Below are 22,297 nucleotides of genomic sequence, written 5' to 3' on the forward strand. Positions count from 1 at the left end.
TCAATTACTCGTGCCGCGCCTTCCATTCGCGCCAACGCAACAGAGTGTTTGCGCCCATCTCGCGGAACGGCTGTGGCGGCAGTTTTTGCGGGCGATCCTGTCGCGTGAAAAAGTTGGTAACGTCGCTGGTTTCGCCCACGGCGAGTTCGGCCGCACCAATCCCGGTCAATGTACCGCGCGCGGTGCCCAGACCGTTTTGCACGCAGCCAGAGAACAGCCCCGTGTCGACCTCGCCCATGACGGACACGCCATTGAGCGACAGGCAGAGATGCCCGGCCCATGCGTGCTCCATATTCAGGCCGGCAAGCTGGGGGAACCGCGCGTCGAACTTGCGCTGCATCACACGTGCCGCGCGTTTGACGTCGCCCGCGCCGACTTTGGTGTTGGGGCGCAGCACAGCACAAGTGCGGGTGACGATGCGATTGCCCCCCTGCCCCGTATCAATCCGTCGCATCGTGGTGCCCATCGGGTCCGATGGCGTAATACCCCAACGGGGGGCGCCGCCAAGCCGTGTTAGCTGATCCGCGTCCAACTCCGGCGTCATTACCGCAAAAAGAAAGAGCTGCATCAGGCGGTTCTCTTCAAAGCCAAAGCTTTCGAGGTGTCCATTGACCGTCAGGATCACTCGCGATGTTTCGACACTGCCCTTGGGGGTTTTTAGCCGCCAGGTCCAGCCTTTGCGGGTCATGCTGAGCACAGGCGAGTTTTCATAGATATCAACGCCATCCCGGGCCAACCCTGCCCCCAGCCCGCGGATATACCCCGCGGGCTGCAACATAACGGTGCCGGGGGTGTAGAGCCCGGATTGATAATACGCGCTGCCAGTGAGTGCCTGCATCTGGGCGCTGTCCAGCATCTCGTGCGGTTCGCCCAATGTGTCGAGATGGTGCGCATAGCTGGCATTATGGGCATGTGCGGCATCGCTGACCGCGCCGTTAACCTTGCCCACTGAATCAAAATAGTCGCGCGCAATACCGTACTCGTTGACAGCAGCGCGGCCAAAACCCTGTGCATGACGGTTGAGCGCGATCATCGCGCCATCATCCCCTGCCCCGGCATAATCCTCAGAGGTCAGCTCATGCGGCAGATCGATCATAAAGCCGGAATTACGCCCCGCGGCCCCTTCGGCAAGGCGGGTGGCGTCGAGCACGACGATGTCCGCATCCGGTTGCAGCTGACGCAATCGACGCGCGGCAGACAGGCCCGCAAAGCCCGCCCCCACCACGACAAAATCCGCTGTGATCGCCTCCTCCAGCCGTCGAAAGGCCTCAGCGGGCGGCAGGATCGCATTCCATGCCGCCGGTCCCCGTTGACGCGGCAACCACCTGACAACTGTGTGCGTCAATCGACGGCCTCGTCCGCATCATCGGCCAGATCAATCCACATCGTTTTGAGCTGTGTGTATTGGTCATGGGCGTGTACCGAATTGTCACGTCCACCAAAGCCGGACTGTTTATAGCCTCCAAAAGGCGTGGTGATGTCGCCTTCACCAAAGCTGTTGACGGTCACAGTTCCAGCACGCAGCGCGCGTGCGCCACGAATGGCGCGTTTGACATTGGCGGTAAAGATCGACGCGCACAGCCCGTATTCCGTGTCATTCGCCATCAAGATCGCCTCGTCAAAGCCGGAGACTTCAATCACCGAGAGCACCGGGCCAAAGATCTCTTCGCGTGCAAGTGTATCAGTGTTGTCAGACACTTCGACCACGGTCGCCTCGACAAACCCATTGTCGGCCTTGCCACCCAGAACGATATTGTCGGCTTGCTCCAGATAACTGCACACCTTGTTGTAATGCGCCTTGGACACCAGCGCGCCGAGCCGGGTTTCCGGGTCGAGTGGATCACCCACGTTCCATTGTTTGGCATGGTGCGCGATGCGCATGAGCAGCTCGTCCTTGACGTCCTTGTGCACGATCAAACGCGAGGCGGCCGAACAGTTTTCGCCCATGTTCCAGAATGCGCCATTCACAATGTGATCGGCCACCCGGTCGAGGTTTTCAGCGTCATCCATGACGACGGCGGGATTCTTGCCACCCATTTCCAGCACCACTTCCTTGGCATTGGACTCGCCCGAGTAGGTCAGGAATTTTTTGCCAGTCACGGTGGAGCCGGTAAATGACACCATGTCGATGTCCATGTGACGACCAATCGGTTCGCCCACCTCGGCGCCGCCACCGGGCACAATGTTGAGTACACCGCGCGGCAACCCCGCCTCACTTGCCAATTCAGCCAAACGCAGCGTGGTCAGGGTGGTTTCCTCGGCCGGCTTCACAACAACCGAACAGCCTGCTGCCAAAGCAGGGCCAATTTTCCAAGCCAGCATCAACAGCGGGAAATTCCAAGGCATTACTAACCCAACCACGCCAATCGGCTCTCGCAGCACCATCGCGATGTGATCGTCGCTGGGCGGGCTGACCTGATCGTAGATCTTGTCAATCGCCTCGGCATGCCATTTCAGGCAATGAATGGTTTCGGGGATGTCGACAGTTTCACAGTCATAAATGGTTTTCCCGCTGTCCAAACTCTCCATCACCGCCAAATCGCGCGCGTTGCGGGTGATCAGCTTGCACAGGCGGATCAGGACGTCCTTGCGCTCGGACGGGTGCATACGTGACCAGCGCCCGTCATCAAATGCCTCACGCGCCTTTTCGACCGCGAGATCGACATCAGCGGCATCGCAGGATGCGATCCGGGCCAACTCCTCGCCCGTGGCCGGGTTCGTCGTGGCAAAGGTGGCCCCCGATGCGGCCGGGCGGAATTTGCCGTCGATGAAGGCGCCGGTGGGCATGTCCAGATCGGCGGCGATGGCCTTGTATTCGTTTTGTGTGAGCAAAGTCATAGGTTCAGCCCTCCGCCTGGATGTCGGCAATGGTTTTCTTGAGCACGCGCACCACCTGTTCCAGCGCGCGCTTGTCGTCTTTGTTCAGGCCTTTGAGCGGGGCGCGCATCGCGCCCGCCTCAAAGCCATTCATGGTCACACCATATTTGATGGTCTGGATGAATTTGCCCCCCTGCTCAAGCACGCGCATTAGCGGCATCATTGCCGACATGATCCGGCGGCCCTTGGTATAGTTGCCCTCGATCACGCAGGCATTATAGAGCGCGACATGTTCAACCGGCAGGAAATTAGACCCACCACAGACCCAGAATGGCGCACCCCATGCGAAAAATTCCAGCGCTTGATCATCCATGCCGCAACCCAGTTGAATATGTGGATAATCCCGCGCCAACAGGTGCACCCTGTTGATATCGCCTGAGCTTTCCTTGATCCCACAGAAATTGCGGCTGCGGCCAACGCGGTCCAGAAACTCTTCGCCCATCATCGTGCCAGTGCGGTGCGGATAGTTATAAAGCATGACTGGCAGGTCGGCGGCCTTGTCAATCGTCAGCGCGTTCAGCGCGTTTTCCCGGTCGGTCGGCACCGAATAAGGTGGGCTGGCCAACAAGATCGCATCCGCGCCGATCTCGCGCGCGCCTGTTGCCAGCGCTATAGAGTCGCTGGTCAACATTGCCCCGGTGCCCACCACTAAAGGTAATCGACCCCTAAGGTGTTCATGCGTGAAATGGGCCAACGCGTGGCGCTCCTCGACCGTCTGCGCATAGTTTTCACCAGTTGAGCCGCCCGAAATCAGGCCATGCACACCGCTGGCGATCAGGTATTCGATTACCTCCGCCAACGCGTCCCAGTTAACACTGCCATCCTCAAAATAGGGCGTCACCACGGGCGTATATATCCCGTCAAACCGAAAGAGTGGGGTCATTCGCATCCTCATTCAAAAACCCGCCTGCAAAACCAAACGGATTGTCGTGCCATGATGACGCCAATGTGCCGGGCCAAGGCAAGGCTTCACTGACCCAACTCTGCCCCCTATTGCGCAAAAAACGACACGTTGCGAATTGTCTACCCGATCCAAACCAGTATTGTGCAAAAACCAAGAGCGGCGCCCGCCAAGCGGGCCCCTGTATTCATCTTGCCGGAAATACTTCGGGGGTGTGGGGGCTGGCCCCCAACAATAGGCCTGAGCGCAAAGACAGCCCCCGCGCGCTTTAGTGATTGTCGCGCGGTATGCCTTTGGTTTGCGCAATGCGCTGGTACTTCACAGCTGGTTTCAGAACCATACCCTTGTCAAACTGATCAACCAGTCCGCGCTGGATTTCCTGCCACGGGGTCTGGTGGTCGGGATACTGATATCCACCTGCCTCTTCCAAGGCTACGCGCCGGGCCTCCAGAATGTCATCGGCCACCAGAATATCCGCCGTGCCTGTGTTCAGATCAATCCGCAGCTTGTCGTTTGTTTCCAGCAATGCCAGCCCCCCCATCGCCGCCGCCTCCGGGCTGGCGTTTAGGATCGACGGGCTACCGGATGTACCCGACTGGCGGCCATCACCGATGCAGGGCAGTTCAGTAATGCCACGTTTCAAAAGGCTCGCCGGGGGCTGCATGTTCACCACTTCGGCCCCTCCCGGATGACCAATCGGGCCCGCGCCCCGAATGACCAGAATGCAGGTTTCATCAATCCCAAGCGCGTCATCTTCGATCCGATCGTGATAATCTTCGGGACCGTCAAATACGATGGCCCGCCCCTCAAATGCCTCTGGGTCATCCGGGTTCGACAGATAGCGTGCGCGAAACTCCTCGGATATCACAGAGGTTTTCATGATCGCGCTGTTAAACAAATTGCCACGCAGGTTTATGAACCCGGCCGCCGCCTTCATCGGAGCGTTGAACGGCATGATCACGTCGGCATTGCTCACCTTGGCACTGGCATATACCTCTCCCATGCTCTTGCCGGTCACTGTGACCGCATCGGGATGGGGCAGTGCGTCATTCGCCAACAACTCGGACATGACACCGGGCACTCCCCCGGCCTGATGGAAATCTTCACCAAGGTATTCGCCCGCAGGCTGGACATTGCACAATAATGGGATCTTGTGGCCAACGCTCTGCCAATCATCGTTGGTCAGCTCAATGCCAAGATGCGCAGCAATGCCATTAAGGTGGATGGGCGCGTTTGTGCTACCGCCAATAGCCGAATTTGCCACGATGGCATTCTCAAACGCCTCACGGGTCATCACGTCGCTGGGTTTCAAGTCTTCCCGCACCATGTCGACGATGCGTTTACCGGTCTCATAAGATATCTGGCCGCGCTCGCGATAGGGCGCTGGGATTGCCGCCGCGCCGGGAAGCTGCATCCCCAGCGCTTCGGCCAGTGAATTCATCGTGGTCGCCGTGCCCATCGTATTGCAATAACCCACTGACGGGGCCGAGGCTGTGGCTACATCCATGAACTCATCATAGTTGATTTCCCCCGCCGCCAGTTCCTTGCGCGCCTGCCAGATTGCGGTGCCTGATCCGGCTCGTTTCCCCTTGTGCCAACCGTTCAGCATGGGCCCCACTGACAGGGCAATCGCCGGTATGTTCACGGTGGCTGCCGCCATCAAAAGCGCGGGTGTGGTCTTGTCACAGCCGATGGTCAGGACAACACCGTCGATGGGATAACCATGCAGGCTTTCCACCAGGCCGAGATAGGCAAGGTTGCGATCAAGCGCCGCCGTAGGGCGTTTGCCGGTTTCCTGAATCGGGTGCACGGGAAATTCGAAACAAATGCCGCCCGAGGCCACGATGCCATCGCGCACCCGCTTGGCCAGCTCGATATGGTGGCGGTTGCACGGGCTGAGATCAGAGCCGGTCTGCGCAATCCCGATAATCGGCTTGCCAGATTGCAGTTCCTCGCGCGTTATGCCGAAATTGAGATACCGTTCAATATAGAGCGCGGTCATGCTTGGGTTGTCAGGGTTGTCGAACCATTGTTGCGAGCGGAGTTTCATGGTGGCGTCCTTGGCTGTGGCTGCGATTTCGGGTGACGCTGCACTCTGGAATTCTAAGCCCAGACAGTCAATGCTGACTGCCCAGCAAGGGCAGTTTTCGTTCCTATTTTTTGCAGTTTTCTTTCCAGTTATTAGCCAGGCTCGCCAGGTGTCTCAGCATCTGGAACAGCTGGTTTCATCATGCGAAAACCCGCGCAGATTGACCGGCTCATCGGCGACTCACGGCCGATCCTCTCGCGCATTAAGAGAATATTAACATCTGAGGCACAGACCGGTATATGCACATGAATGCCCATTCTATGCCACATTCCCGCCTTTTTTGGGGAGTTGATTGGTTGGATATAAGTAGGAGACGCGTAATGGCCCTGGTCCTTATCTTTGTTGGCAGCTTTATCGGTATTGTCACCGCAGCCATTCAGATGCTTTTTTTCGGGGCAACCTTGTGGCAAGGGTTCGTTGTCTACTTTGCCTTTTCGCTGGGGCTCCCAACTGTTGTGGCTATGATCGGCTGGGCCGTGCACGTGCTGCGCCCCTCGGTGCCTGAGCGGGACGAGCTTGGTTGGTACAAGGCCTGATCTACGATCATCCTTAGGTTTCGCTGTCATCCGAACGCTCTTGCTGAGCGTTCAGTCCCTGTGCGGCCTGTTCCAGATGTGCCTTGCTGACCGCGCCAGCAATTCCGGGGCGCCCATCAAATCTTTCACGCACCAACTCGTCTACGCGCAACTCATCTGCGATTTTCATTTGCGCCCATGTGGCGAGCAAACGGTTGATCCGTTCCTGATATCCCCGCCCCATCGCGCGATAGAATTTCGCAACAGAGCGATCCAAATACAGCGTCACTTTTTCCTTGGGTTCGGACACGTCAAGATCCTGCTCCAGCGTGTGCCACGCATCAGGGACATCTTCGCGCATCGCGGCCGGTAGCCAGTATTCAGTGTTCAGATAAATCAGATCTCGCGTCAGCTTTTCCTTGGCCATTCGCTGGGTTTTGCTCAATCGGCGGGTGGTCATGGCGGCTCTCCTTGGGTTGCAGGCGCGCTCATATCCGACAAGATCACCGCACAAAGGCCCATTGCCGGAAGGGTCCGAGCCGAGCCTGTGTGTGTCTCTCTTACGAACTGCGGCCCGCCAACATGTTGCGCCAGGACATCCTAAAGGCGCGCTAAAGCAGCGCTCGTTGAGCCACCAAAGCTAGTCCCAGGCGTGTGTCGGCGCCGTTTCCGGAACTTCACGCGGACGACCATCTTCATCAATAGCCACATAGGTAAAAATCGCCTCGGTCACTTTTTCCCGTTCCCCAATGCGCCCTCGCAGAACCCACGCCTCTACTCCGATGCCCATTGAGGTACGACCAACCCGTTCGATCCTTGCATAGATGCACAACACATCGCCAACCTTTACGGGTCGAATGAATTTCATCGCGTCTACTGCCACAGTAGCCACCCGCCCATCCGCACGTGTCCCGGCAACAATGCCCGTCGCAATGTCCATCTGGCTGAGCACCCAGCCGCCAAAGATATCGCCGTTCACGTTGACATCTGCCGGCATAGCCAATGTGCGCAACGTCAACTCTCCTCTGGGCGTTTCAGGTTCAGTCATGGCGCGTCCTTTCACTGGGCGTGAGCTGATATAAGCCCTAGGAGCATAGGACGCTGGCAAACCCTTGAGAAGATGGTAAAACCCGCACAGAACGCCAAAGGCACAGCAAGCAGGTCCGCGCCGCCATGCATTTCGATATTATCGTACTGGGCGCTGGCCCAGCCGGAAGCGCCGCCGCGACTTGGGCTGCGCGTCAAGGGCGTCGAGTCGCCCTGCTCGACAAGGCTTTATTCCCACGCAACAAGCTATGCGGCGGTTTGTTTACGGAACGCAGCCGGGCCTATTACCGCGAGATTTTTGGGCAGGATATTGATCTGTCCAATGCTGTTACCCGGCACGAGATTGCCTTTTGGCATGAGGGGCGCGAACTGGCGGTACTGGAGGATATTCCGCCGTTGCACCTCACGATGCGCCTTGATCTGGACAATTGCCTTTATCAACACGCGCTTGCGGCGGGGGCCAAGGATTACACCGGGCGGGCCGTTGCGGAGATCGGCGATCATGACGTGACGCTGCGCGATGGCACAAGGTTGTCGGCGGATATTCTGATTGGGGCCGACGGGGTCAACTCAATCCTTGCACGCCACCTATTTGGGGCACCGTTTAACAAGGACACGATCGGATTCGGCCTTGAAATCGAAGTGTCGCCCGAGACGCAATCACCTGGAGCACATCCTCTGCGCATCGATTTTGCAGCTGCCACGTGGGGTTATGGCTGGTCGTTTCCCAAGCAAAATTCCACCACCGTGGGTGTGGGCGGTCTGCACGCGCCAAACCCGGATATGAAGGGGCATTTTGCGCGATATTTGCGCGCGCTTGACCTTGATCCGGAGGCGGTAAAAGTCAAAGGACACTACCTGCCGTTTGGCGATTTCCGCCCCAGACCGGGACGCGCGCACATGCTGTTGGCTGGGGATGCTGCGGGGCTGGTGGATCCGATCACTGGCGAAGGCATTGCATTTGCCATGAAAAGTGGGCAGCTCGCCGCGGATGCGGCATGCGACGCGTTGGACGCAAATGATCCGGTCTCGGCGCTTCCCCGATATCAAACCGCGCTGAAGGAGATGCACCGTAATCTGCGGATCGCTCGGACCTTGCGTCGCATCATCTTTGCGCCACGTTGGCAAAAGGCGTTTATCGGTACGTTTCGTCGATCTGGCACAGTGCGTATGCAGTACAGGCGCCTGCTGGCCGGAGAGCTGGAATATCCGCAACTGGCCCGCAGCGTGCTTGCACGATTGCCACGCTACCTGCTGAACACGGTGCGCCGCTAGGTAAGTCGGACAAAATTGTCCGACCTACGAAACGGCTCAGACCTGTGCCTTGATCCATTTCACAATGGACGCCTTGGGCATCGCCCCGGCTTGGCGCGCGCGCTCCTTGCCATTAGAAAAGACCGCCATCGTCGGAATGCCCCGGATGCGGTATTTGGCGCTCGCGTTGCGATGTGCCTCGGTGTTCAACTTGACCAGCCGCGCGCGCGGCGTCACCTCGCCCGCCGCCGCCTGATATTGCGGTGCCATCTGTTTGCAGGGGCCACACCATGGCGCCCAGAAATCCACCACCACTGGCACATCATCATTGCGCACGGACTTTTCCAGCGTCGCCAGATCCACTTCGGCCACTTTGCTCGACATCAGCCCGGCACCGCAGGTGCCGCATTTCGGTTTGGCCTCTAGCCTGTCAAATGGCACCCGGTTGATTTGCCCACAGGAAAAACACGTCAGTTTCTTGCCGCTCATGATATGTCTCTTTGTCAACTTTGCCGTTACATAACCCTCAAATTGCAAAAGACCACCCCACCCTCTCGCAAAGGAGCGCCCATGCCAACCGGCCACGTCTTTATTGCCACCAGCCTTGATGGCTTTGTTGCCCGGCCCGATCACGGCCTTGACTGGCTAATGAAACAGCCCGTTGATGAGCACGACACCCGGTTTGATGATTTCATGGCCAGCGTAGATGGCTTGATCATGGGCAGCGGATCATTTCGCACGGTGCTGGGCTTTGGCCAATGGCCATATGAAAAACCTGTGATTGTCATGAGCCGGTCTCTTACCCCCGACGACATCCCCGAGGATTTGCAGGACAAGGTGCGCATCAGCGCGGCGCCGCCCGAGGTGGTGATTGCAGAGCTGGACAAGGAAGGCTGGACGCGCGCCTACGTTGATGGCGGTGGGCTTGTGCAATCGTTTCTACGCGCCGGGTTGATTGCGGATCTTGAGATCACCACGGTGCCGGTTTTGATTGGCAGCGGCATCCGCCTGTTTGGCGAACTGGATGGGGATATCGATCTGGACCTGATCAGTACCAGCCTGCGCAAGACCGGGCTGATGACCACCTTTTACCGCGTGAGACAGGATTAACACAAAAGGGCCGGATCGCTCCGGCCCTTGGAGTTTGAATGTGGCAGACGCTTAGTTCAGCGCCTTGTCCGTGATCGCATGAGTCCACGCTCCCTCAGGTGCGGCGGTGATCACAGGATCAGAGCCACCCGACATTAGGCTGTCGACGGTGCGCTGATAGTCTGCTTCGTCCAGCGCGCCGTTTGAACCTGCAGTCAGCTTGGCAATTTCGCCCATCATCCGCACCTGATGCTCTTCAGTCTGGGCACCGGTCTCATCATACTCGAGTACGATCATTGCCGCGTCTTCTGGATTCTCTTCGGCCCATTTCCAGCCCTTCATGGACGCGCGCACAAAGCGAACCATCTTGTCCTCAAATGCCGGATCCGCAAGGTTCTCTTCCAGCGCATAAAGACCGTCTTCCAGCGTCGCGACACCTTGGTCTTCGTATTTGAAAGTGGTCAGATCATCCGGAGTGAGGCCCGCGTCAATGACCTGCCAATACTCATTGTAGGTCATCGTCGACACACACGCTGCCTGACCGTTCAGGATCGGATCCACATTGAAGCCCTGCTTGAGCACCTCAACACCGGCGTCGCCGCCATCGGTGCTCAGCTCCAGCTGAGACATCCAGCTCAGGAACGGGAACTCGTTGCCAAAAAACCAAACGCCCAGCGTTTTGCCCGCGAAGTCATCGGTTGTGGACACGCCTGCATCCTTGCGACAGGTCAACATCATGCCCGAGGACTTGAACGGCTGCGCAATGTTCACCATCGGCAAGCCTTTTTCGCGCGCGGCCAAGGCGGCTGGCATCCATTCGACGGTCACGTCAGCACCGCCACCGGCCAGAACCTGAGTCGGGGCGATATCGGGGCCACCCGGCTTGATGGTCACGTTCAGGTCTTCTTCGGTGTAAAAGCCGTTTTCCAGCGCGACGTAATAGCCTGCAAACTGTGCCTGCGTGACCCATTTCAGCTGAAGTGTCACATCGTCGGCGGCCAGTGCAGCGGACCCAAGCAGGGAAAAGGCCGCGGCCGTTAGGGAGGAAGTCGAGAGTTTCATGCAAGTTTCTCCTTGTTGAATGTCATGTGGGCTGTTGTTCAACCTCTTTGTGAAGGGTGCCAAAAAGTCACCCGTTTTTCGATCCATGTGACAACCCCGTAAAAGGCGCTGCCTACCAGAGCTGAGACAAAAATCTCGGCCCAGACCAAATCTATCGAAAGGCTACCAACACCGGTCGAGATCCGAAATCCCATACCGCGCGTCGGCGAACCAAAATATTCGGCAACAATCGCACCGATCAAAGCAAGTGTTGTCGCAATCTTCAACCCATTGAATACAAAAGGCATCGCCGCTGGAATGCGCAGCTTGGCCAGGGTCTGGAAATAGCCCGCCGCATAAGTGCGCATAAGGTCACGTTGCATAGCATCCGTTTCGCGCAGGCCCTGCACCGTGTTCACCAGAATGGGAAAAAACACCATCACCACTACAACAGCTGCCTTGGAGTGCCAGTCAAAGCCAAACCAGTTCACCAAAATCGGCGCGACCCCAACAATCGGCAAAGCGGCAACAAAATTGCCAATTGGCAGCAAACCGCGTGTCAGGAACGCGCTGCGATCAATCAAAAGCGCCGCAACAAAGGCGGCTGTTGCGCCAATCAAAAAGCCACGCAAAGCGCCTTTGAGCACCGTCTGCACAAAATCGATCCACAAAATATCCATCGATTGTGCAAAGACGACAATGACCTGACTAGGTGGTGGCAAAATAACCTGACTTACTCCAAATCCCCGCACCAGACCTTCCCAAAGCACCAGAATTGTGACCCCAAACAGCACAGGCACTGCAATGCGCACCGCCCGCTTTTCGGCATGGGCGGAATTTGCCAACCACACATTGATGCACCAGGCGGCAGCCCAAAACGCCATCATTCCAACAATCCAGATCATGTGTGGAACCCCATCCTGCGCAACGTAATACGTTGTAAGACGTCAATAAGTGTCACCAATGCCCCCGCGAGAATGGCCGCGCAGATCAGCGCAGACCAAATCGCCAAAGGCGTGCCAAACTGATCTCCGATCAGGATACGAGCGCCCAATCCGCTGATGGCACCGGTCGGCAATTCCCCAACAATGGTGCCCACCAAGGCCGCCGCGATCCCCACCTTCAGTGCAGTAAAAAGAAACGGCACACTGGCTGGCAAGCGCAGCTTAAAAAAGCTCTGAAACCCGTTGGTGTTATAGGTTTTCAACAGGTCCAGCTGCTGCGCAGTCGGAGATCGCAGCCCCTTGACCATCGACACCAACACCGGGAAGAAACACAGATAGGCCGAGATAATCGCCTTTGGCACACCGCGCCCGTCAATACCGATTTGGTTGGACACCACGATGATCATCGGTGCCAAGGCAACAATCGGTACGGTCTGGCTGATAATGGCCCAAGGCATCACGCTCATGTCCATAACACGGCTATAGACGATGGCCACAGCGCCCAGGATTCCAATCGTCGTGCCTAGCATGAACCCCCACAAGGTCGACTGCAACGTGACCCACGCATGATAGACCAGCGACCGCTTGGACCAAGTACGGCCCTTGGCCACCATCGCGCCGGTGGTCTTCCAAAGCTCTTCACCGACCTGTGATGGGGTGGGCAAGCGTGGACGTTTAAGATCATAACCCACTGCAACCTGACCGGGGTTGTCCAACATCAGTTTCCAGACGGACACATCTCGACGCGGCACCGAGCCTTCGGGCACGACAACCGCACCGCCCCGCTCCGCGATATCCAATGCGGGGCGGATGTTCATCGGTGCAACCGCAAGCCACCACGCGGCCACAATCACCGCCAGAACAGAGAGAACAGGGACAGCATTCTTCATGCACTCCACTCCATCCGAATTTCACGTATCTTGTCGTGCAAATCGCCGTCGTGGCGCGATACCTCGACAAACCCCTCACGTTTGTAAAACCGCTGCGCGGCTTCGTTGGGTACGTGGGTATGCAACCAGATGGATGTGCGCCCCTTCTTGACCGTGTCCATCAACGCCTTGCCCAGCCCCTTGCCCGGACGCGCACAATAGATCCCGCCGATACGGCCGGTTTCGGGATCATAAGACAGATAGGCCTCGACCGGCGCACCCGCGACCCAGATTTCGCGCGCGTCAAAGGCGTCGCGGATAAACCCGGTGATTTCTTCGTGGGTATAGGGGCTCTGCATCCACCCGGTCGCCTTTTCCCAATCGGTCACGATCCGTGCCATCGCCGGGATGTCGTCAACCGTGGCGCGCCTGACAGTGGGATCAGTCATCGCCATGCCCCGCACGCAGCCCGTCGCGCACCCGATGCGCGATCTCGATGAACTCTTTGCTGTCGCGAATTTCCAAGGGGCGTTCACGCGGCAATGTGCTCTCGATAACATCTGTGATCCGGCCCGGACGCGGCGACATCACTACGATCTTGGTCGACAGAAACACCGCCTCGGGGATCGAATGGGTCACAAAACCGATTGTCTTATTAGTGCGCGCCCACAGGTCCAGCACCTGTTCGTTGAGGTGATCGCGCACGATTTCGTCCAGTGCACCAAACGGTTCATCCATCAGCAAAATGTCGGCATGAAACGCCAGCGCCCGCGCGATTGAGGCGCGCTGCTGCATCCCGCCAGAAAGCTGCCATGGGTATTTCTTTTCAAACCCGTCGAGATGCACCAATTCCAGCACCTCGGTAACGCGCTGATTTTGTGTCGCCTTGTCCACACCCATGATCTCCAGCGGAAGGCGGATATTGCCGCCAATCGTGCGCCAAGGGTACAGCCCTGCGTGCTGGAACACATAACCATAGGCGCGCGCCTTACGGGCTTCCTCTGGGCTGACACCGTTTACCGTGATCTCACCGGCGGTGGGTTTTTCAAGGTCCGCCATGACCCGCAGAAACGTGGTTTTGCCACAACCTGACGGGCCGATGAAGCTGACAAAGTCGCCCTTGTTGATATCAAGGGTCACATCCTTGAGCGCATGAACCGGACCATCATTGGTTTCAAAGGTCAGGCTCAGGTTTTTGGCACTGATCACGCTTGACACAGATGCGTCCCCTTCTTGCATAGTCATAGTCATCTTGTCCCCGATGGGAGTGTATTTGAATGTCGGACGAAATGCCCAAAACCTGCCAGAAACTGCGCCCCAAAAGCACATATGCAGGCAAGCAGGGTTTCAACTATTTTGCGGGTGTCGCCCGCGAAACCACCGGTGCACAAGGCATTTGCATGCACATGTTGCGCATTCCACCGGGGGGCCGCGCCAAGGCGCATCTGCATGAAAGCCACGAAACCGCGATCTACGTGCTTGAGGGCAGTGCGATCATGTATTGGGGTGATCAGCTTGAACACCTGATGGAGACCAATGCCGGGGATATGATCTACATCCCAGCGGGTGTGCCCCATCTGCCGATCAACACCGGCACGGTCGAGGCCGTTGCGGTCATCGCCCGCACCGACCCGCATGAGCAGGAAAGCGTGAAGCTTTTGCCCGATCTGGACAATTTGGTGCCCCAGTAAGAGCATTACACCCCCGTCGCCGGAATACCGCTGCGCGACACCGGTTGCGGCGAGGTCAATTCTTTCCACGTGCTCAGCGCCTTGTTCACTGTGGTATTGGCCTCGCGCGCCACGAACTTGCCGTGGCCTTCTTGGGTCTGCACTTCACCGTCATTCACGGCCACTTGACCACGGGTCAGCGTATAGCGCGGCAGACCCTTAACGTCGTGCCCCTCGAACACGTTGTAATCAATCGCTGATTGCTGCGTACTGGCCTGGATTGTCTTGGATTTCTCCGGATCCCACACCACCAAATCCGCATCAGCACCAACCAGTACCGCACCTTTCTTGGGGTAACAGTTTAGGATTTTGGCAATATTGGTCGAGGTGACGGCGACAAACTCGTTCGGGGTCAATCGGCCCGTGGCCACCCCATGGGTCCAGAGCATCGGCATGCGATCCTCTAGCCCGCCGGTCCCGTTGGGTATCTTACTGAAATCACCCACCCCAGTGCGTTTTTGCTCGGTGGTAAAGGCACAATGATCCGTCGCAACCACGCTCAGCGAGCCGGACTGCAACCCGGCCCAAAGGCTGTCCTGATGTTGTTTATTACGGAAAGGTGGCGACATCACGCGCCGCGCCGCATGATCCCAATCAGCGTTGAAATACTCGTTCTCATCCAAAGTCAGGTGCTGGATCAATGGCTCACCCCATACGCGCTTGCCCTGCATCTTGGCCCGCCGGATCGCCTCGTGTGCTTCTTCACAAGATGTGTGCACGACATAAAGCGGCACCCCCGCCATATCGGCAATCATGATGGCCCGGTTGGTGGCCTCGCCCTCGACCTGGCTGGGGCGCGAATAGGCATGCGCCTCGGGCCCGGTATTGCCCTCGGCCAGCAATTTCGCTGTCATCTCCGCAACCACATCGCCATTTTCGGCGTGCACCATTGCGATGCCGCCAAGCTCCGACAAACGGTTAAACGACGCAAACAACTCGTCATCATTCACCATCAACGCGCCTTTATAGGCGAGGAAATGTTTAAACGTGTTGATGCCGCGATCCTGAATGATGGTCTTCATGTCGTTGAAAACCTGCTCGCCCCACCAAGTCACCGCCATGTGGAAGGAATAATCGCAATTGGCACGGGTCGACTTGTTGTCCCAGCGTTTGATAGCATCCAACAGGCTCTCGCCCGGATTGGGCAGGCAGAAATCCACTACCATGGTTGTGCCGCCAGCCAGACCAGCCCGCGTGCCACTCTCAAAATCGTCACTAGAATACGTTCCCATGAACGGCATTTCCAAATGCACATGCGGGTCGATCCCCCCCGGCATCACATAACACCCGGTCGCATCCAGCTCTTTATCACCCTTTAGGTCCGGCCCAATCTCAGCGATCCTACCCCCTGCGACCAATATGTCCGCCTTATACGTCAGATCCGCTGTAACAATTGTACCGTTCTTGATGACTGTGGACATACGCCCTCTCCCTGTTGTTCTTATTCCGACCCGAACTTGTATCGCAAACCGTCCAGATCACTTCCCTTCAGATCAAACTTCGGCCACTGCAATACCCTGTTCTGCCGGCCTACCCAACTCAATCACGGACGCAGCAAGTCTCTTTCATCTTGCCAAAAATACTTCGGGGGTTTGGGGGCTGGCCCCCAAAACGCCCTTCGGTTCACTCCACAATCTCCGCTGTCTCTAGCACTGCATGTAGCAACACGTCCGCCCCTGCCGCTGCCCACTGGCGCGAAATTTCCTCAGCCTCGTTGTGACTAAGACCATCGACACAGGGACACATCACCATCGCAGTTGGGGCCACTTGGTTGATCCAACAGGCATCATGCCCCGCACCGGAAATCAGGTCGCGATGGGTGTACCCCAACCGCTCTGCTGCACTACGCACTGCCGACACACAGCCATCATCAAAGGCCACCGGATCAAACCCGCCAACTTTCTCGAAACTAATGGTTAGCCCCATATCATCGGCGATCTTCTGGCCTTCGACCTTCAGGCGCGCCTCCATGTCCTCGATCACCGCCAGCTCGGGCGAGCGGAAATCCACAGTGAACACGACCTTGCCGGGGATAACGTTGCGCGAGTTTGGATAGACATCGATATGCCCTGCCGCGCCCACTGCGTGTGGCGCGTGGCTCCATGCTATCTCGTCGACCTTTTCCAACACGCGCGCCATGCCCAAGCCGGCATTTTTGCGCATCGGCATAGGTGTCGAGCCGGTATGGGAATCTTTGCCCTCGATTGTCACTTGCGTCCAGCTCAGCCCCTGGCCATGGGTGACAACACCAATATCCTTACCTTCAGCCTCCAGAATGGGCCCCTGCTCGATATGCAACTCAAAGAAGGCATGCATCTTGCGCGCGCCCACTTCTTCGTCACCGCGCCAGCCGATCCGCGCCAGCTCATCGCCAAATTTCTTGCCTTCTGAATCCTCGCGCTCATAGGCCCACTCTTGCGTGTGGATGCCTGCGAATACGCCCGACGACAACATTGCTGGTGCGTACCGCGTACCCTCTTCGTTGGTCCAGTTCGTGACCACGATAGGATGCTTGGTCTTGATGCCCAGATCCTTCATCGTGCGCAAAATCTCGAGGCCACCCAAAACGCCCAGTACGCCGTCATACTTGCCGCCCGTCGGCTGTGTATCCAGATGTGACCCGACATAGACCGGCAGCGCCTCGGGGTCGGACCCGGGATAGGTGGCAAACATGTTGCCCATCTGATCCAACCCCATTTTGCAGCCTACGGCCTCGCACCAGCTCTGGAACAACGCGCGCCCTTCGCCGTCTTCGTCCGTGACAGTCTGCCGGTTATTCCCACCCGCTATGCCGGGGCCGATCTTGGCCATCTCCATCAGGCTGTCCCACAGCCGATCGCCATTCACCTTGAGGTTTTCACCGGGTGCCGCCATGCTTTTCACTCCCTTGCTCTCTTGCGCTGGGCCTTCAGGCCTCTTGCTTTTGCTCGGTTCCTGACCGTATGGTCAAAAACAAAGCACCACACCCTGACCAACCGGTCAAGATTTTTCTTGAGGCAATCGAAATGGCTTCCTCCCGCGCCCCGGCCAAACGCGCCAGCAGCAAAAAAGAACGCCGCCTTGAAAGCGAAACGCTTATTTTGGCGGCAGCTGAAAAAGTCTTTTCCGAAGCGGGGTTTGGCGGAGCGACAATGCAACTTATCGCCGATGTGGCCGGATTGCCAAAAGCCAATCTGCATTATTATTTCCCCACCAAGGAAGCGCTCTATCGACAAGTCGTACAGAATATTTTTCAGATCTGGCTGCAGGCGGCGGACATCTTTGACAAGGCAGATGGTCCTGCTGAGGGAATCGGCGCCTATATCGACGCCAAGATGGAAATCTCGCGCCGCCATCCTGCAGGATCCAAAGTCTGGGCAACAGAGGTAATGCATGGTGCACCTGTCATTCAGGATTATCTGGAAACAACGCTTCTGGATTGGACCAAGGGGCGCGCAGACGTGATACGGCGATGGATCGATCAGGGCCTGATGGACCCTGTTGATCCCGATCACCTTCTGTACATGCTATGGGCCACAACCCAGCATTACGCGGATTTTGGCCACCAAATTGAAACTTTGAACGGTGGTGCAGCGCTTAGCGAAGACCAATGGGTGGCGGCCAAAACGAGCGTAAAACAGATAATCCTTCGCGGTATCGGCGCCACCCGTTGAAACGCCCGGTAGGTCGGACAATAATGTCCGACTTACGGCACGTCTGGACCTGCCTGAGCACCTGCACTAGCGTTGCCCGAACCAAGTTGACGAAAGACAATCCATGGCGCAGACGCCCGCGAAACAAACAGGTAAAAAAACCAGCCGCATTCAACAGCGCAATCGCGGCCGTATCCTTGATGCAGCGCTGAACGTGTTTTCGCGTCACGGCTATCGTGGCGCCACGCTGGACCAGATCGCGGACGAGGCCGGGCTCTCTAAACCCAATATTCTCTACTATTTTGAGGGCAAGGAAGACATCCACGTCACGCTTCTCAACCAGCTTATGGAAACCTGGCTCGACCCACTTGACCATATGGATCCCGATGGCGACCCGCTGAATGAAATCCTCGCTTATGTCCGCCGCAAAGTCGAGATGACCCGCGATTATCCACGCGAAAGCCGCCTCTTTGCCAATGAGGTTCTGCAAGGCGCGCCGCGCATGGGACCGCATCTGGAAGCGGGCCTGAAACCATTGTTTGCCGAAAAAACTGCCCTGATCCAACGCTGGATCGACGACGGAAAACTGGCGCCGATTGATCCGCGCCACCTCTTGTTTTCGATTTGGGCAACCACCCAGCATTACGCCGATTTTGACGCACAAGTACAGGTGCTCATGGGTGATCAAGCCGACATTCTCAACGATGCTGATGGCCATCTAGAAATGATGTTTAAAAAAGTTCTTACCCCATGACAAAACACACAGGTGCCCGCGCCTCCGCATCGCATTGGCCGGGAATTCGCGCCGTGGCCGGACTTTTTGCGCTAAATGGCGCGCTTTATGGCATGTGGGCCTCGCGCATACCGGCCTTCAAGGACGCAATGGCGCTCAATCACGCCACGCTGGGCGCGCTTTTGTTGTTGCTGGCAGCCGGGGCCATTTTGGCCTTTCCGATTGCCGGGCGCCTGACGGACAAACATGGAGCAGCTCCTATGTCGCGCCTATTGGGGCTGGGCAATGCGCTGTGCTTGATGGCAATTGCGTTGTCACCCAACCTTGCCTGTCTGGCGATTGCGCTGTTTCTGTTTGGCGCCACCCATGGCGCGATGGACGTGGCGATGAACGCGTGGGCGGCGGAATCCGATCGGGCCTCAGGCAAAACGATCATGCCCGCCTTTCATGCTGTTTGGAGCTTTGGCGCCGGGGTCGGTGCCATGAGCGGTGTGGCCGCAATTGCGTTCTCTCTTTCGCCCTTGCCGCATTTTTTGATCGCAGGCACTGCCGTCGCAGCCTTGACCCTTTGGATTGCAAACATCCCTTGGCAGTCCGAGACTAGGCCACATCACGAAGGCCCGCTTTTCCCCCTGCCCAAAGGGCCATTATTGCTTGTTGGGTTACTGTGTTTCTGCTCAACACTTGGCGAAGGGGCAATGGCCGACTGGAGCGCGATTTATCTGCGTGACGTAACGCTGGCCTCAGAAAGCTTCGCAGCAGCGGGCTTTGCGGTGTTTTCCTGCACGATGGTTGTGGTACGCCTGTCTGGCGCGTTCCTGACCAAGTTGTTTGGACCTGTGATTGCGACACGGCTAAGTGGCGTGGCAGCCTTGATTGGCGTGACGCTGATCGTCGGTTTTGCAACCCCTCATATGACGATGGTCGGCTTGGCCTTTCTTGGCCTGGGTTATGGGCTGGTGGTGCCGCTGGCCTTTTCCCGCGCTGCCAATGACCCCGACCTGCCTCAAGCTGCCGCCATCGCGCGCGTGGCCACACTCAGCTACGGAGGCATCCTGCTTGGCCCGCCGATTATCGGCTTCGTGGCCGCACTCTCGTCACTGCGGGTCTCTTTCGCCCTGCTTGGTCTTTTGGCCATTGCCACGATCTGGATGGCGGGCGTTCTACGCGCACCTCGATAGGACCGTGACTATGCAAAAATAGGTTTGACGAAAGCCCATAGCCGTCATGGGAATTTTTACAAACCGACATCCAGCCAACTGAAGCTAATGACCTTGGCAGTTGGCGAAAGGCGATGGATCAGATATGAACGGAGCAGAACAACAATCTGCAATCGGGCCGAGTAATTCTCAAGAAAGCTGGAGACCAATCGATGAACCTTGAAAACCTTATTGAGAGAGTAACGGTGGAAATGGACAAGGCCCTTTCTGATCTTCCAGGCGACGAGAAGGCGGAAATTCTGGGGATTGTCAAAAAGGCGATGCTCGACACTTCGCACCGAACGCATCGCGAATTAAAGGAAACCGCTGTCGTCTGCTGTGGTCCAGAGGCAGACTTGGTCCATAAGCTTCAAGAGCAGATGGACCAAAAGCGCGATATGCTTATTGCCAACTTAAGCGCTATGCGTTGACCCGACGGGCAAAGACGTAAAGGCCTGCTAACATTGCTTCTCTTAAGTGCACTGGTTTTTGCCCGCAGTTTGGCAATGGCTTGTGTTATTGACACATGTGTTCAGTTAGCAAAATTGACTGCGAGCTACCAAAAGAACAGATGACGGCAATGCGCTGAGAGCCGGCGTTTACCGTGCGGTGTGCTGCCAAAAACTATTCCAAACCGTATCTCGATTTTTCTATAAACAGCTGATGTGTCGGGCTGCCAATCGCGCAGATAATTCGGTGCTTTCCAGCGCGACACAGAGCTGGCCGCAACTTCACTTGCGACCAGCGATTTTCATTCAAGTTTCGTCACCTCAGAGTGCGACCACTTTCTGTTTCTGCGCGCCAAGCTTCTGAATACTCAGCTCAATTATATCGCCAGGTTTAAGGTAAACTTGCGGGTTTTGCCCCATGCCGACGCCGGGTGGTGTGCCCGTGCTGATGACGTCACCGGGTTGCAGGCTCATGTATTGTGAAATGTAGGAGATCAGATGTGCAACACCAAAGATCATGGTTTCGGTCGTACCATTCTGAAATTCATGCCCATTCACACTAAGGTTCATAGTCAGTGCTTGCGGGTCACCTACCTCATCCGCCGTCACCAGCCATGGACCGATCGGGCCAAATGTATCCGCGCTTTTGCCCTTAACCCATTGACCGCCGCGTTCCAGCTGAAACTCACGTTCGGAAAGATCATTCACCACGCAATACCCAGCCACATAGTCCAAGGCATCTGCCTGGGTGACATAGCTGGCCGCTTTACCGATGATGACACCCAGCTCAACTTCCCAGTCTGAATTGACGGACCCCTTGGGAATGATCACGTCGTCATTCGGGCCACACACAGCTGATGTAGCCTTCATAAACAAAATCGGTTCGCTTGGAGGTTCCATGCCAGCTTCCGCAGCATGGTCGGAATAATTTAGACCAACACAGATAAACTTTCCAATTTGGCCGACACACGGGCCGATCCGTTGATCTTGGGCAATTTCTGGAAGAGACGTCAGGTCCACTTTGGACAGCTCCGACAGTTTGGTCGGATCCAGTGCCGCATCACTCCAATCACTAACAAGCGTCGAAGCATCTCTCCAGATGCCATTCGTATCGACGATCGCTGGTTTTTCTTCGCCGGGATTTCCAATTCTCAGTAGTTTCATTACCTGCTCCTAAATTGTCCACCCGCCGTCAATCATATACTCACCGCCGGTTGTAAATGCTGCGCGCTCAGAAGCAAAAAAGCAGGCCATCTCGGCCACTTCTTCAGGTGTGCCAAGCCGTTTCATCGGTTGTCTTGCTTCGAAATCAGCACGCGCCTTCCTGTTCTCAGCGCAAACGCGGTTTCTATTTGGCAAGGACTGCGCATTGGCGGCAGGGACTCGCATGTCTCTGAACTTAGGACAGCCCTTTCGACGCGATGGCACTAGCTGATTGTTTTCGCACCCAAAAATGCAAGAGCATAACTGGTCGGTGTTTTCATGGCTGGCTGCTCGATTAACCAGACAGCGAACATTCTCTCTTTAAGCTGCAAATGTCCGCGCCTGCCCATGTTTCGGAAACGAATGTATGTTTTCTTCGGCTGAATAGTGCTCGCGTGTGTGTCAGAGGGGGAAAATCGACATTCCGGAGTTTTTGTTCATTTTCAATCTATGAAGGTTACGTTGAACCAGTAATCGTCCGTTGCTCATAACACTAACAAATTCCTGTAGGTTCTGACGCCACACAGGTTAGACAATTTCGACATCACTTTTCTCACCGCTGACGGGTTCGTTTCATCTGCATGAACGTTCACAATTGCGCTAATGTTATCGCCTAAAGGGGTAAAGCCTCAGTTAACCGAGCTTTACCGCTGCAAAACCTTCCTGTTCGAAATTTATTCGGGAATGATAAAGCTTTAGCAAAACGGCTGGCCCGATCGCAGCAA

The 22,297-nt window shown here is 56.7% G+C and carries 24 protein-coding genes; 8 read left to right on the top strand and 16 right to left on the bottom strand.

What is annotated here, in order from left to right; all coding sequences use genetic code 11:
- Nucleotides 1-4: 4 nt before the first annotated feature.
- From CLV88_RS09315 to CLV88_RS09330, 4 genes are all read right to left on the bottom strand, one after another.
- Nucleotides 5-1,345 (bottom strand): NAD(P)/FAD-dependent oxidoreductase, encoded by a 1,341-nt coding sequence (locus tag CLV88_RS09315; protein ID WP_106608114.1) that lies wholly within the window; start codon nucleotides 1,343-1,345, stop codon nucleotides 5-7.
- Nucleotides 1,342-2,838: an aldehyde dehydrogenase gene (locus CLV88_RS09320; RefSeq protein WP_106608115.1), complete on the bottom strand. Its 1,497-nt coding sequence runs from the start codon at nucleotides 2,836-2,838 to the stop codon at nucleotides 1,342-1,344. The genes CLV88_RS09315 and CLV88_RS09320 overlap by 4 nt, the downstream gene beginning before the upstream one ends.
- Nucleotides 2,839-2,842: 4 nt before the next feature.
- Nucleotides 2,843-3,760 carry a dihydrodipicolinate synthase family protein gene (locus tag CLV88_RS09325; RefSeq protein ID WP_106608116.1) on the bottom strand — a complete coding sequence of 306 codons (918 nt, stop codon included), beginning with the start codon at nucleotides 3,758-3,760 and terminating at the stop codon, nucleotides 2,843-2,845.
- A gap of 286 nt (nucleotides 3,761-4,046) precedes the next feature.
- Entirely contained in the window at nucleotides 4,047-5,828 is a 1,782-nt protein-coding gene (locus tag CLV88_RS09330; protein ID WP_106608117.1) for an IlvD/Edd family dehydratase, read from the bottom strand.
- A gap of 359 nt (nucleotides 5,829-6,187) precedes the next feature.
- Between CLV88_RS09330 and CLV88_RS09335 the strand changes: the two genes are divergently transcribed.
- Nucleotides 6,188-6,403, top strand: a complete 216-nt coding sequence (locus CLV88_RS09335) for a hypothetical protein (protein ID WP_106608118.1) — start codon at nucleotides 6,188-6,190, stop codon at nucleotides 6,401-6,403.
- 13 nt (nucleotides 6,404-6,416) lie between these two features.
- Here CLV88_RS09335 and CLV88_RS09340 read toward each other — a convergent pair whose 3' ends face one another.
- A complete protein-coding gene (locus CLV88_RS09340; RefSeq protein ID WP_106608119.1) occupies nucleotides 6,417-6,842 on the bottom strand; it encodes a BrnA antitoxin family protein in 426 nt (141 codons plus the stop codon).
- Between the two features lie 180 nt (nucleotides 6,843-7,022).
- Nucleotides 7,023-7,430, bottom strand: coding sequence for an acyl-CoA thioester hydrolase YciA (yciA, locus tag CLV88_RS09345; protein ID WP_106608120.1), 408 nt, complete (start codon nucleotides 7,428-7,430; stop codon nucleotides 7,023-7,025).
- Between the two features lie 125 nt (nucleotides 7,431-7,555).
- Here yciA and CLV88_RS09350 point away from each other — a divergent pair, with 125 nt between their 5' ends.
- Nucleotides 7,556-8,704, top strand: a complete 1,149-nt coding sequence (locus CLV88_RS09350) for a geranylgeranyl reductase family protein (RefSeq protein WP_106608121.1) — start codon at nucleotides 7,556-7,558, stop codon at nucleotides 8,702-8,704.
- Nucleotides 8,705-8,740: 36 nt separating this feature from the next.
- Here the strand turns inward: CLV88_RS09350 and trxC are convergent, their stop codons facing one another.
- Entirely contained in the window at nucleotides 8,741-9,172 is a 432-nt protein-coding gene (gene trxC / locus CLV88_RS09355) for a thioredoxin TrxC (RefSeq protein WP_106608122.1), read from the bottom strand.
- An 81-nt stretch (nucleotides 9,173-9,253) separates the two neighbouring features.
- Between trxC and CLV88_RS09360 the strand changes: the two genes are divergently transcribed.
- Nucleotides 9,254-9,793: a dihydrofolate reductase family protein gene (locus CLV88_RS09360; RefSeq protein WP_106608123.1), complete on the top strand. Its 540-nt coding sequence runs from the start codon at nucleotides 9,254-9,256 to the stop codon at nucleotides 9,791-9,793.
- A 51-nt stretch (nucleotides 9,794-9,844) separates the two neighbouring features.
- Here CLV88_RS09360 and CLV88_RS09365 read toward each other — a convergent pair whose 3' ends face one another.
- Genes CLV88_RS09365 through CLV88_RS09385 form a run of 5 tightly spaced genes read right to left on the bottom strand, consistent with a single transcriptional unit; the run spans nucleotide 9,845 to nucleotide 13,871 of the window.
- Nucleotides 9,845-10,834: an ABC transporter substrate-binding protein gene (locus CLV88_RS09365; protein ID WP_106608124.1), complete on the bottom strand. Its 990-nt coding sequence runs from the start codon at nucleotides 10,832-10,834 to the stop codon at nucleotides 9,845-9,847.
- A gap of 38 nt (nucleotides 10,835-10,872) precedes the next feature.
- Complete coding sequence (locus CLV88_RS09370; protein WP_106608125.1) at nucleotides 10,873-11,718, bottom strand: ABC transporter permease; 846 nt, start codon at nucleotides 11,716-11,718, stop codon at nucleotides 10,873-10,875.
- A complete protein-coding gene (locus CLV88_RS09375; protein ID WP_106608126.1) occupies nucleotides 11,715-12,647 on the bottom strand; it encodes an ABC transporter permease in 933 nt (310 codons plus the stop codon). The genes CLV88_RS09370 and CLV88_RS09375 overlap by 4 nt, the downstream gene beginning before the upstream one ends.
- The gene (locus CLV88_RS09380; protein ID WP_106608248.1) at nucleotides 12,644-13,075 is read right to left on the bottom strand and encodes a GNAT family N-acetyltransferase; all 432 of its coding nucleotides are present in this window, start codon (nucleotides 13,073-13,075) and stop codon (nucleotides 12,644-12,646) included. Before CLV88_RS09380 ends, CLV88_RS09375 begins: the two co-directional genes overlap by 4 nt.
- The gene (locus CLV88_RS09385; RefSeq protein WP_106608127.1) at nucleotides 13,068-13,871 is read right to left on the bottom strand and encodes an ABC transporter ATP-binding protein; all 804 of its coding nucleotides are present in this window, start codon (nucleotides 13,869-13,871) and stop codon (nucleotides 13,068-13,070) included. Before CLV88_RS09385 ends, CLV88_RS09380 begins: the two co-directional genes overlap by 8 nt.
- Before the next feature lie 32 nt (nucleotides 13,872-13,903).
- Between CLV88_RS09385 and CLV88_RS09390 the strand changes: the two genes are divergently transcribed.
- Nucleotides 13,904-14,317 carry a cupin domain-containing protein gene (locus CLV88_RS09390; protein WP_106608128.1) on the top strand — a complete coding sequence of 138 codons (414 nt, stop codon included), beginning with the start codon at nucleotides 13,904-13,906 and terminating at the stop codon, nucleotides 14,315-14,317.
- A 5-nt stretch (nucleotides 14,318-14,322) separates the two neighbouring features.
- Here CLV88_RS09390 and hydA read toward each other — a convergent pair whose 3' ends face one another.
- Both hydA and CLV88_RS09400 read right to left on the bottom strand, forming a co-directional pair.
- Entirely contained in the window at nucleotides 14,323-15,777 is a 1,455-nt protein-coding gene (gene hydA, locus CLV88_RS09395) for a dihydropyrimidinase (RefSeq protein ID WP_106608129.1), read from the bottom strand.
- A gap of 202 nt (nucleotides 15,778-15,979) precedes the next feature.
- Entirely contained in the window at nucleotides 15,980-17,230 is a 1,251-nt protein-coding gene (locus tag CLV88_RS09400) for a Zn-dependent hydrolase (protein WP_106608130.1), read from the bottom strand.
- A 131-nt stretch (nucleotides 17,231-17,361) separates the two neighbouring features.
- Between CLV88_RS09400 and CLV88_RS09405 the strand changes: the two genes are divergently transcribed.
- The 4 genes from CLV88_RS09405 to CLV88_RS09420 all read left to right on the top strand — a co-directional run bounded on the left by CLV88_RS09405 (nucleotide 17,362) and on the right by CLV88_RS09420 (nucleotide 20,351).
- On the top strand, nucleotides 17,362-18,009 hold the full coding sequence (locus CLV88_RS09405; RefSeq protein WP_106608249.1) for a TetR/AcrR family transcriptional regulator: 648 nt from the start codon (nucleotides 17,362-17,364) through the stop codon (nucleotides 18,007-18,009).
- Nucleotides 18,010-18,112: 103 nt separating this feature from the next.
- Nucleotides 18,113-18,742 (top strand): TetR family transcriptional regulator C-terminal domain-containing protein, encoded by a 630-nt coding sequence (locus CLV88_RS09410; RefSeq protein WP_106608131.1) that lies wholly within the window; start codon nucleotides 18,113-18,115, stop codon nucleotides 18,740-18,742.
- The gene (locus tag CLV88_RS09415) at nucleotides 18,739-19,902 is read left to right on the top strand and encodes an MFS transporter (RefSeq protein WP_106608132.1); all 1,164 of its coding nucleotides are present in this window, start codon (nucleotides 18,739-18,741) and stop codon (nucleotides 19,900-19,902) included. Before CLV88_RS09410 ends, CLV88_RS09415 begins: the two co-directional genes overlap by 4 nt.
- Nucleotides 19,903-20,093: 191 nt before the next feature.
- Nucleotides 20,094-20,351: a hypothetical protein gene (locus CLV88_RS09420; RefSeq protein ID WP_106608133.1), complete on the top strand. Its 258-nt coding sequence runs from the start codon at nucleotides 20,094-20,096 to the stop codon at nucleotides 20,349-20,351.
- A gap of 339 nt (nucleotides 20,352-20,690) precedes the next feature.
- Here the strand turns inward: CLV88_RS09420 and CLV88_RS09425 are convergent, their stop codons facing one another.
- Both CLV88_RS09425 and CLV88_RS23570 read right to left on the bottom strand, forming a co-directional pair.
- Nucleotides 20,691-21,533 (bottom strand): fumarylacetoacetate hydrolase family protein, encoded by an 843-nt coding sequence (locus CLV88_RS09425; RefSeq protein ID WP_106608134.1) that lies wholly within the window; start codon nucleotides 21,531-21,533, stop codon nucleotides 20,691-20,693.
- Between the two features lie 9 nt (nucleotides 21,534-21,542).
- A complete protein-coding gene (locus CLV88_RS23570; protein ID WP_106608135.1) occupies nucleotides 21,543-21,758 on the bottom strand; it encodes an SDR family oxidoreductase in 216 nt (71 codons plus the stop codon).
- Nucleotides 21,759-22,297: the final 539 nt, after the last annotated feature.

This window comes from Shimia abyssi, from assembly GCF_003014475.1.
Taxonomy (GTDB): Bacteria; Pseudomonadota; Alphaproteobacteria; order Rhodobacterales; family Rhodobacteraceae; genus Shimia; species Shimia abyssi.

Coding starts and splice junctions, on each gene's coding strand:
- CLV88_RS09320 (WP_106608115.1), bottom strand. CDS start 2,838: ATGACTTTGCTCACACAAAACGAATACAAGGCCATCGCCGCCGATCTG.
- CLV88_RS09325 (WP_106608116.1), bottom strand. CDS start 3,760: ATGACCCCACTCTTTCGGTTTGACGGGATATATACGCCCGTGGTGACG.
- CLV88_RS09330 (WP_106608117.1), bottom strand. CDS start 5,828: ATGAAACTCCGCTCGCAACAATGGTTCGACAACCCTGACAACCCAAGC.
- CLV88_RS09335 (WP_106608118.1), top strand. CDS start 6,188: ATGGCCCTGGTCCTTATCTTTGTTGGCAGCTTTATCGGTATTGTCACC.
- CLV88_RS09340 (WP_106608119.1), bottom strand. CDS start 6,842: ATGACCACCCGCCGATTGAGCAAAACCCAGCGAATGGCCAAGGAAAAG.
- yciA (WP_106608120.1), bottom strand. CDS start 7,430: ATGACTGAACCTGAAACGCCCAGAGGAGAGTTGACGTTGCGCACATTG.
- CLV88_RS09350 (WP_106608121.1), top strand. CDS start 7,556: ATGCATTTCGATATTATCGTACTGGGCGCTGGCCCAGCCGGAAGCGCC.
- trxC (WP_106608122.1), bottom strand. CDS start 9,172: ATGAGCGGCAAGAAACTGACGTGTTTTTCCTGTGGGCAAATCAACCGG.
- CLV88_RS09360 (WP_106608123.1), top strand. CDS start 9,254: ATGCCAACCGGCCACGTCTTTATTGCCACCAGCCTTGATGGCTTTGTT.
- CLV88_RS09365 (WP_106608124.1), bottom strand. CDS start 10,834: ATGAAACTCTCGACTTCCTCCCTAACGGCCGCGGCCTTTTCCCTGCTT.
- CLV88_RS09370 (WP_106608125.1), bottom strand. CDS start 11,718: ATGATCTGGATTGTTGGAATGATGGCGTTTTGGGCTGCCGCCTGGTGC.
- CLV88_RS09375 (WP_106608126.1), bottom strand. CDS start 12,647: ATGAAGAATGCTGTCCCTGTTCTCTCTGTTCTGGCGGTGATTGTGGCC.
- CLV88_RS09380 (WP_106608248.1), bottom strand. CDS start 13,075: ATGACTGATCCCACTGTCAGGCGCGCCACGGTTGACGACATCCCGGCG.
- CLV88_RS09385 (WP_106608127.1), bottom strand. CDS start 13,871: ATGACTATGCAAGAAGGGGACGCATCTGTGTCAAGCGTGATCAGTGCC.
- CLV88_RS09390 (WP_106608128.1), top strand. CDS start 13,904: ATGTCGGACGAAATGCCCAAAACCTGCCAGAAACTGCGCCCCAAAAGC.
- hydA (WP_106608129.1), bottom strand. CDS start 15,777: ATGTCCACAGTCATCAAGAACGGTACAATTGTTACAGCGGATCTGACG.
- CLV88_RS09400 (WP_106608130.1), bottom strand. CDS start 17,230: ATGGCGGCACCCGGTGAAAACCTCAAGGTGAATGGCGATCGGCTGTGG.
- CLV88_RS09405 (WP_106608249.1), top strand. CDS start 17,362: ATGGCTTCCTCCCGCGCCCCGGCCAAACGCGCCAGCAGCAAAAAAGAA.
- CLV88_RS09410 (WP_106608131.1), top strand. CDS start 18,113: ATGGCGCAGACGCCCGCGAAACAAACAGGTAAAAAAACCAGCCGCATT.
- CLV88_RS09415 (WP_106608132.1), top strand. CDS start 18,739: ATGACAAAACACACAGGTGCCCGCGCCTCCGCATCGCATTGGCCGGGA.
- CLV88_RS09420 (WP_106608133.1), top strand. CDS start 20,094: ATGAACCTTGAAAACCTTATTGAGAGAGTAACGGTGGAAATGGACAAG.
- CLV88_RS09425 (WP_106608134.1), bottom strand. CDS start 21,533: ATGAAACTACTGAGAATTGGAAATCCCGGCGAAGAAAAACCAGCGATC.
- CLV88_RS23570 (WP_106608135.1), bottom strand. CDS start 21,758: ATGCGAGTCCCTGCCGCCAATGCGCAGTCCTTGCCAAATAGAAACCGC.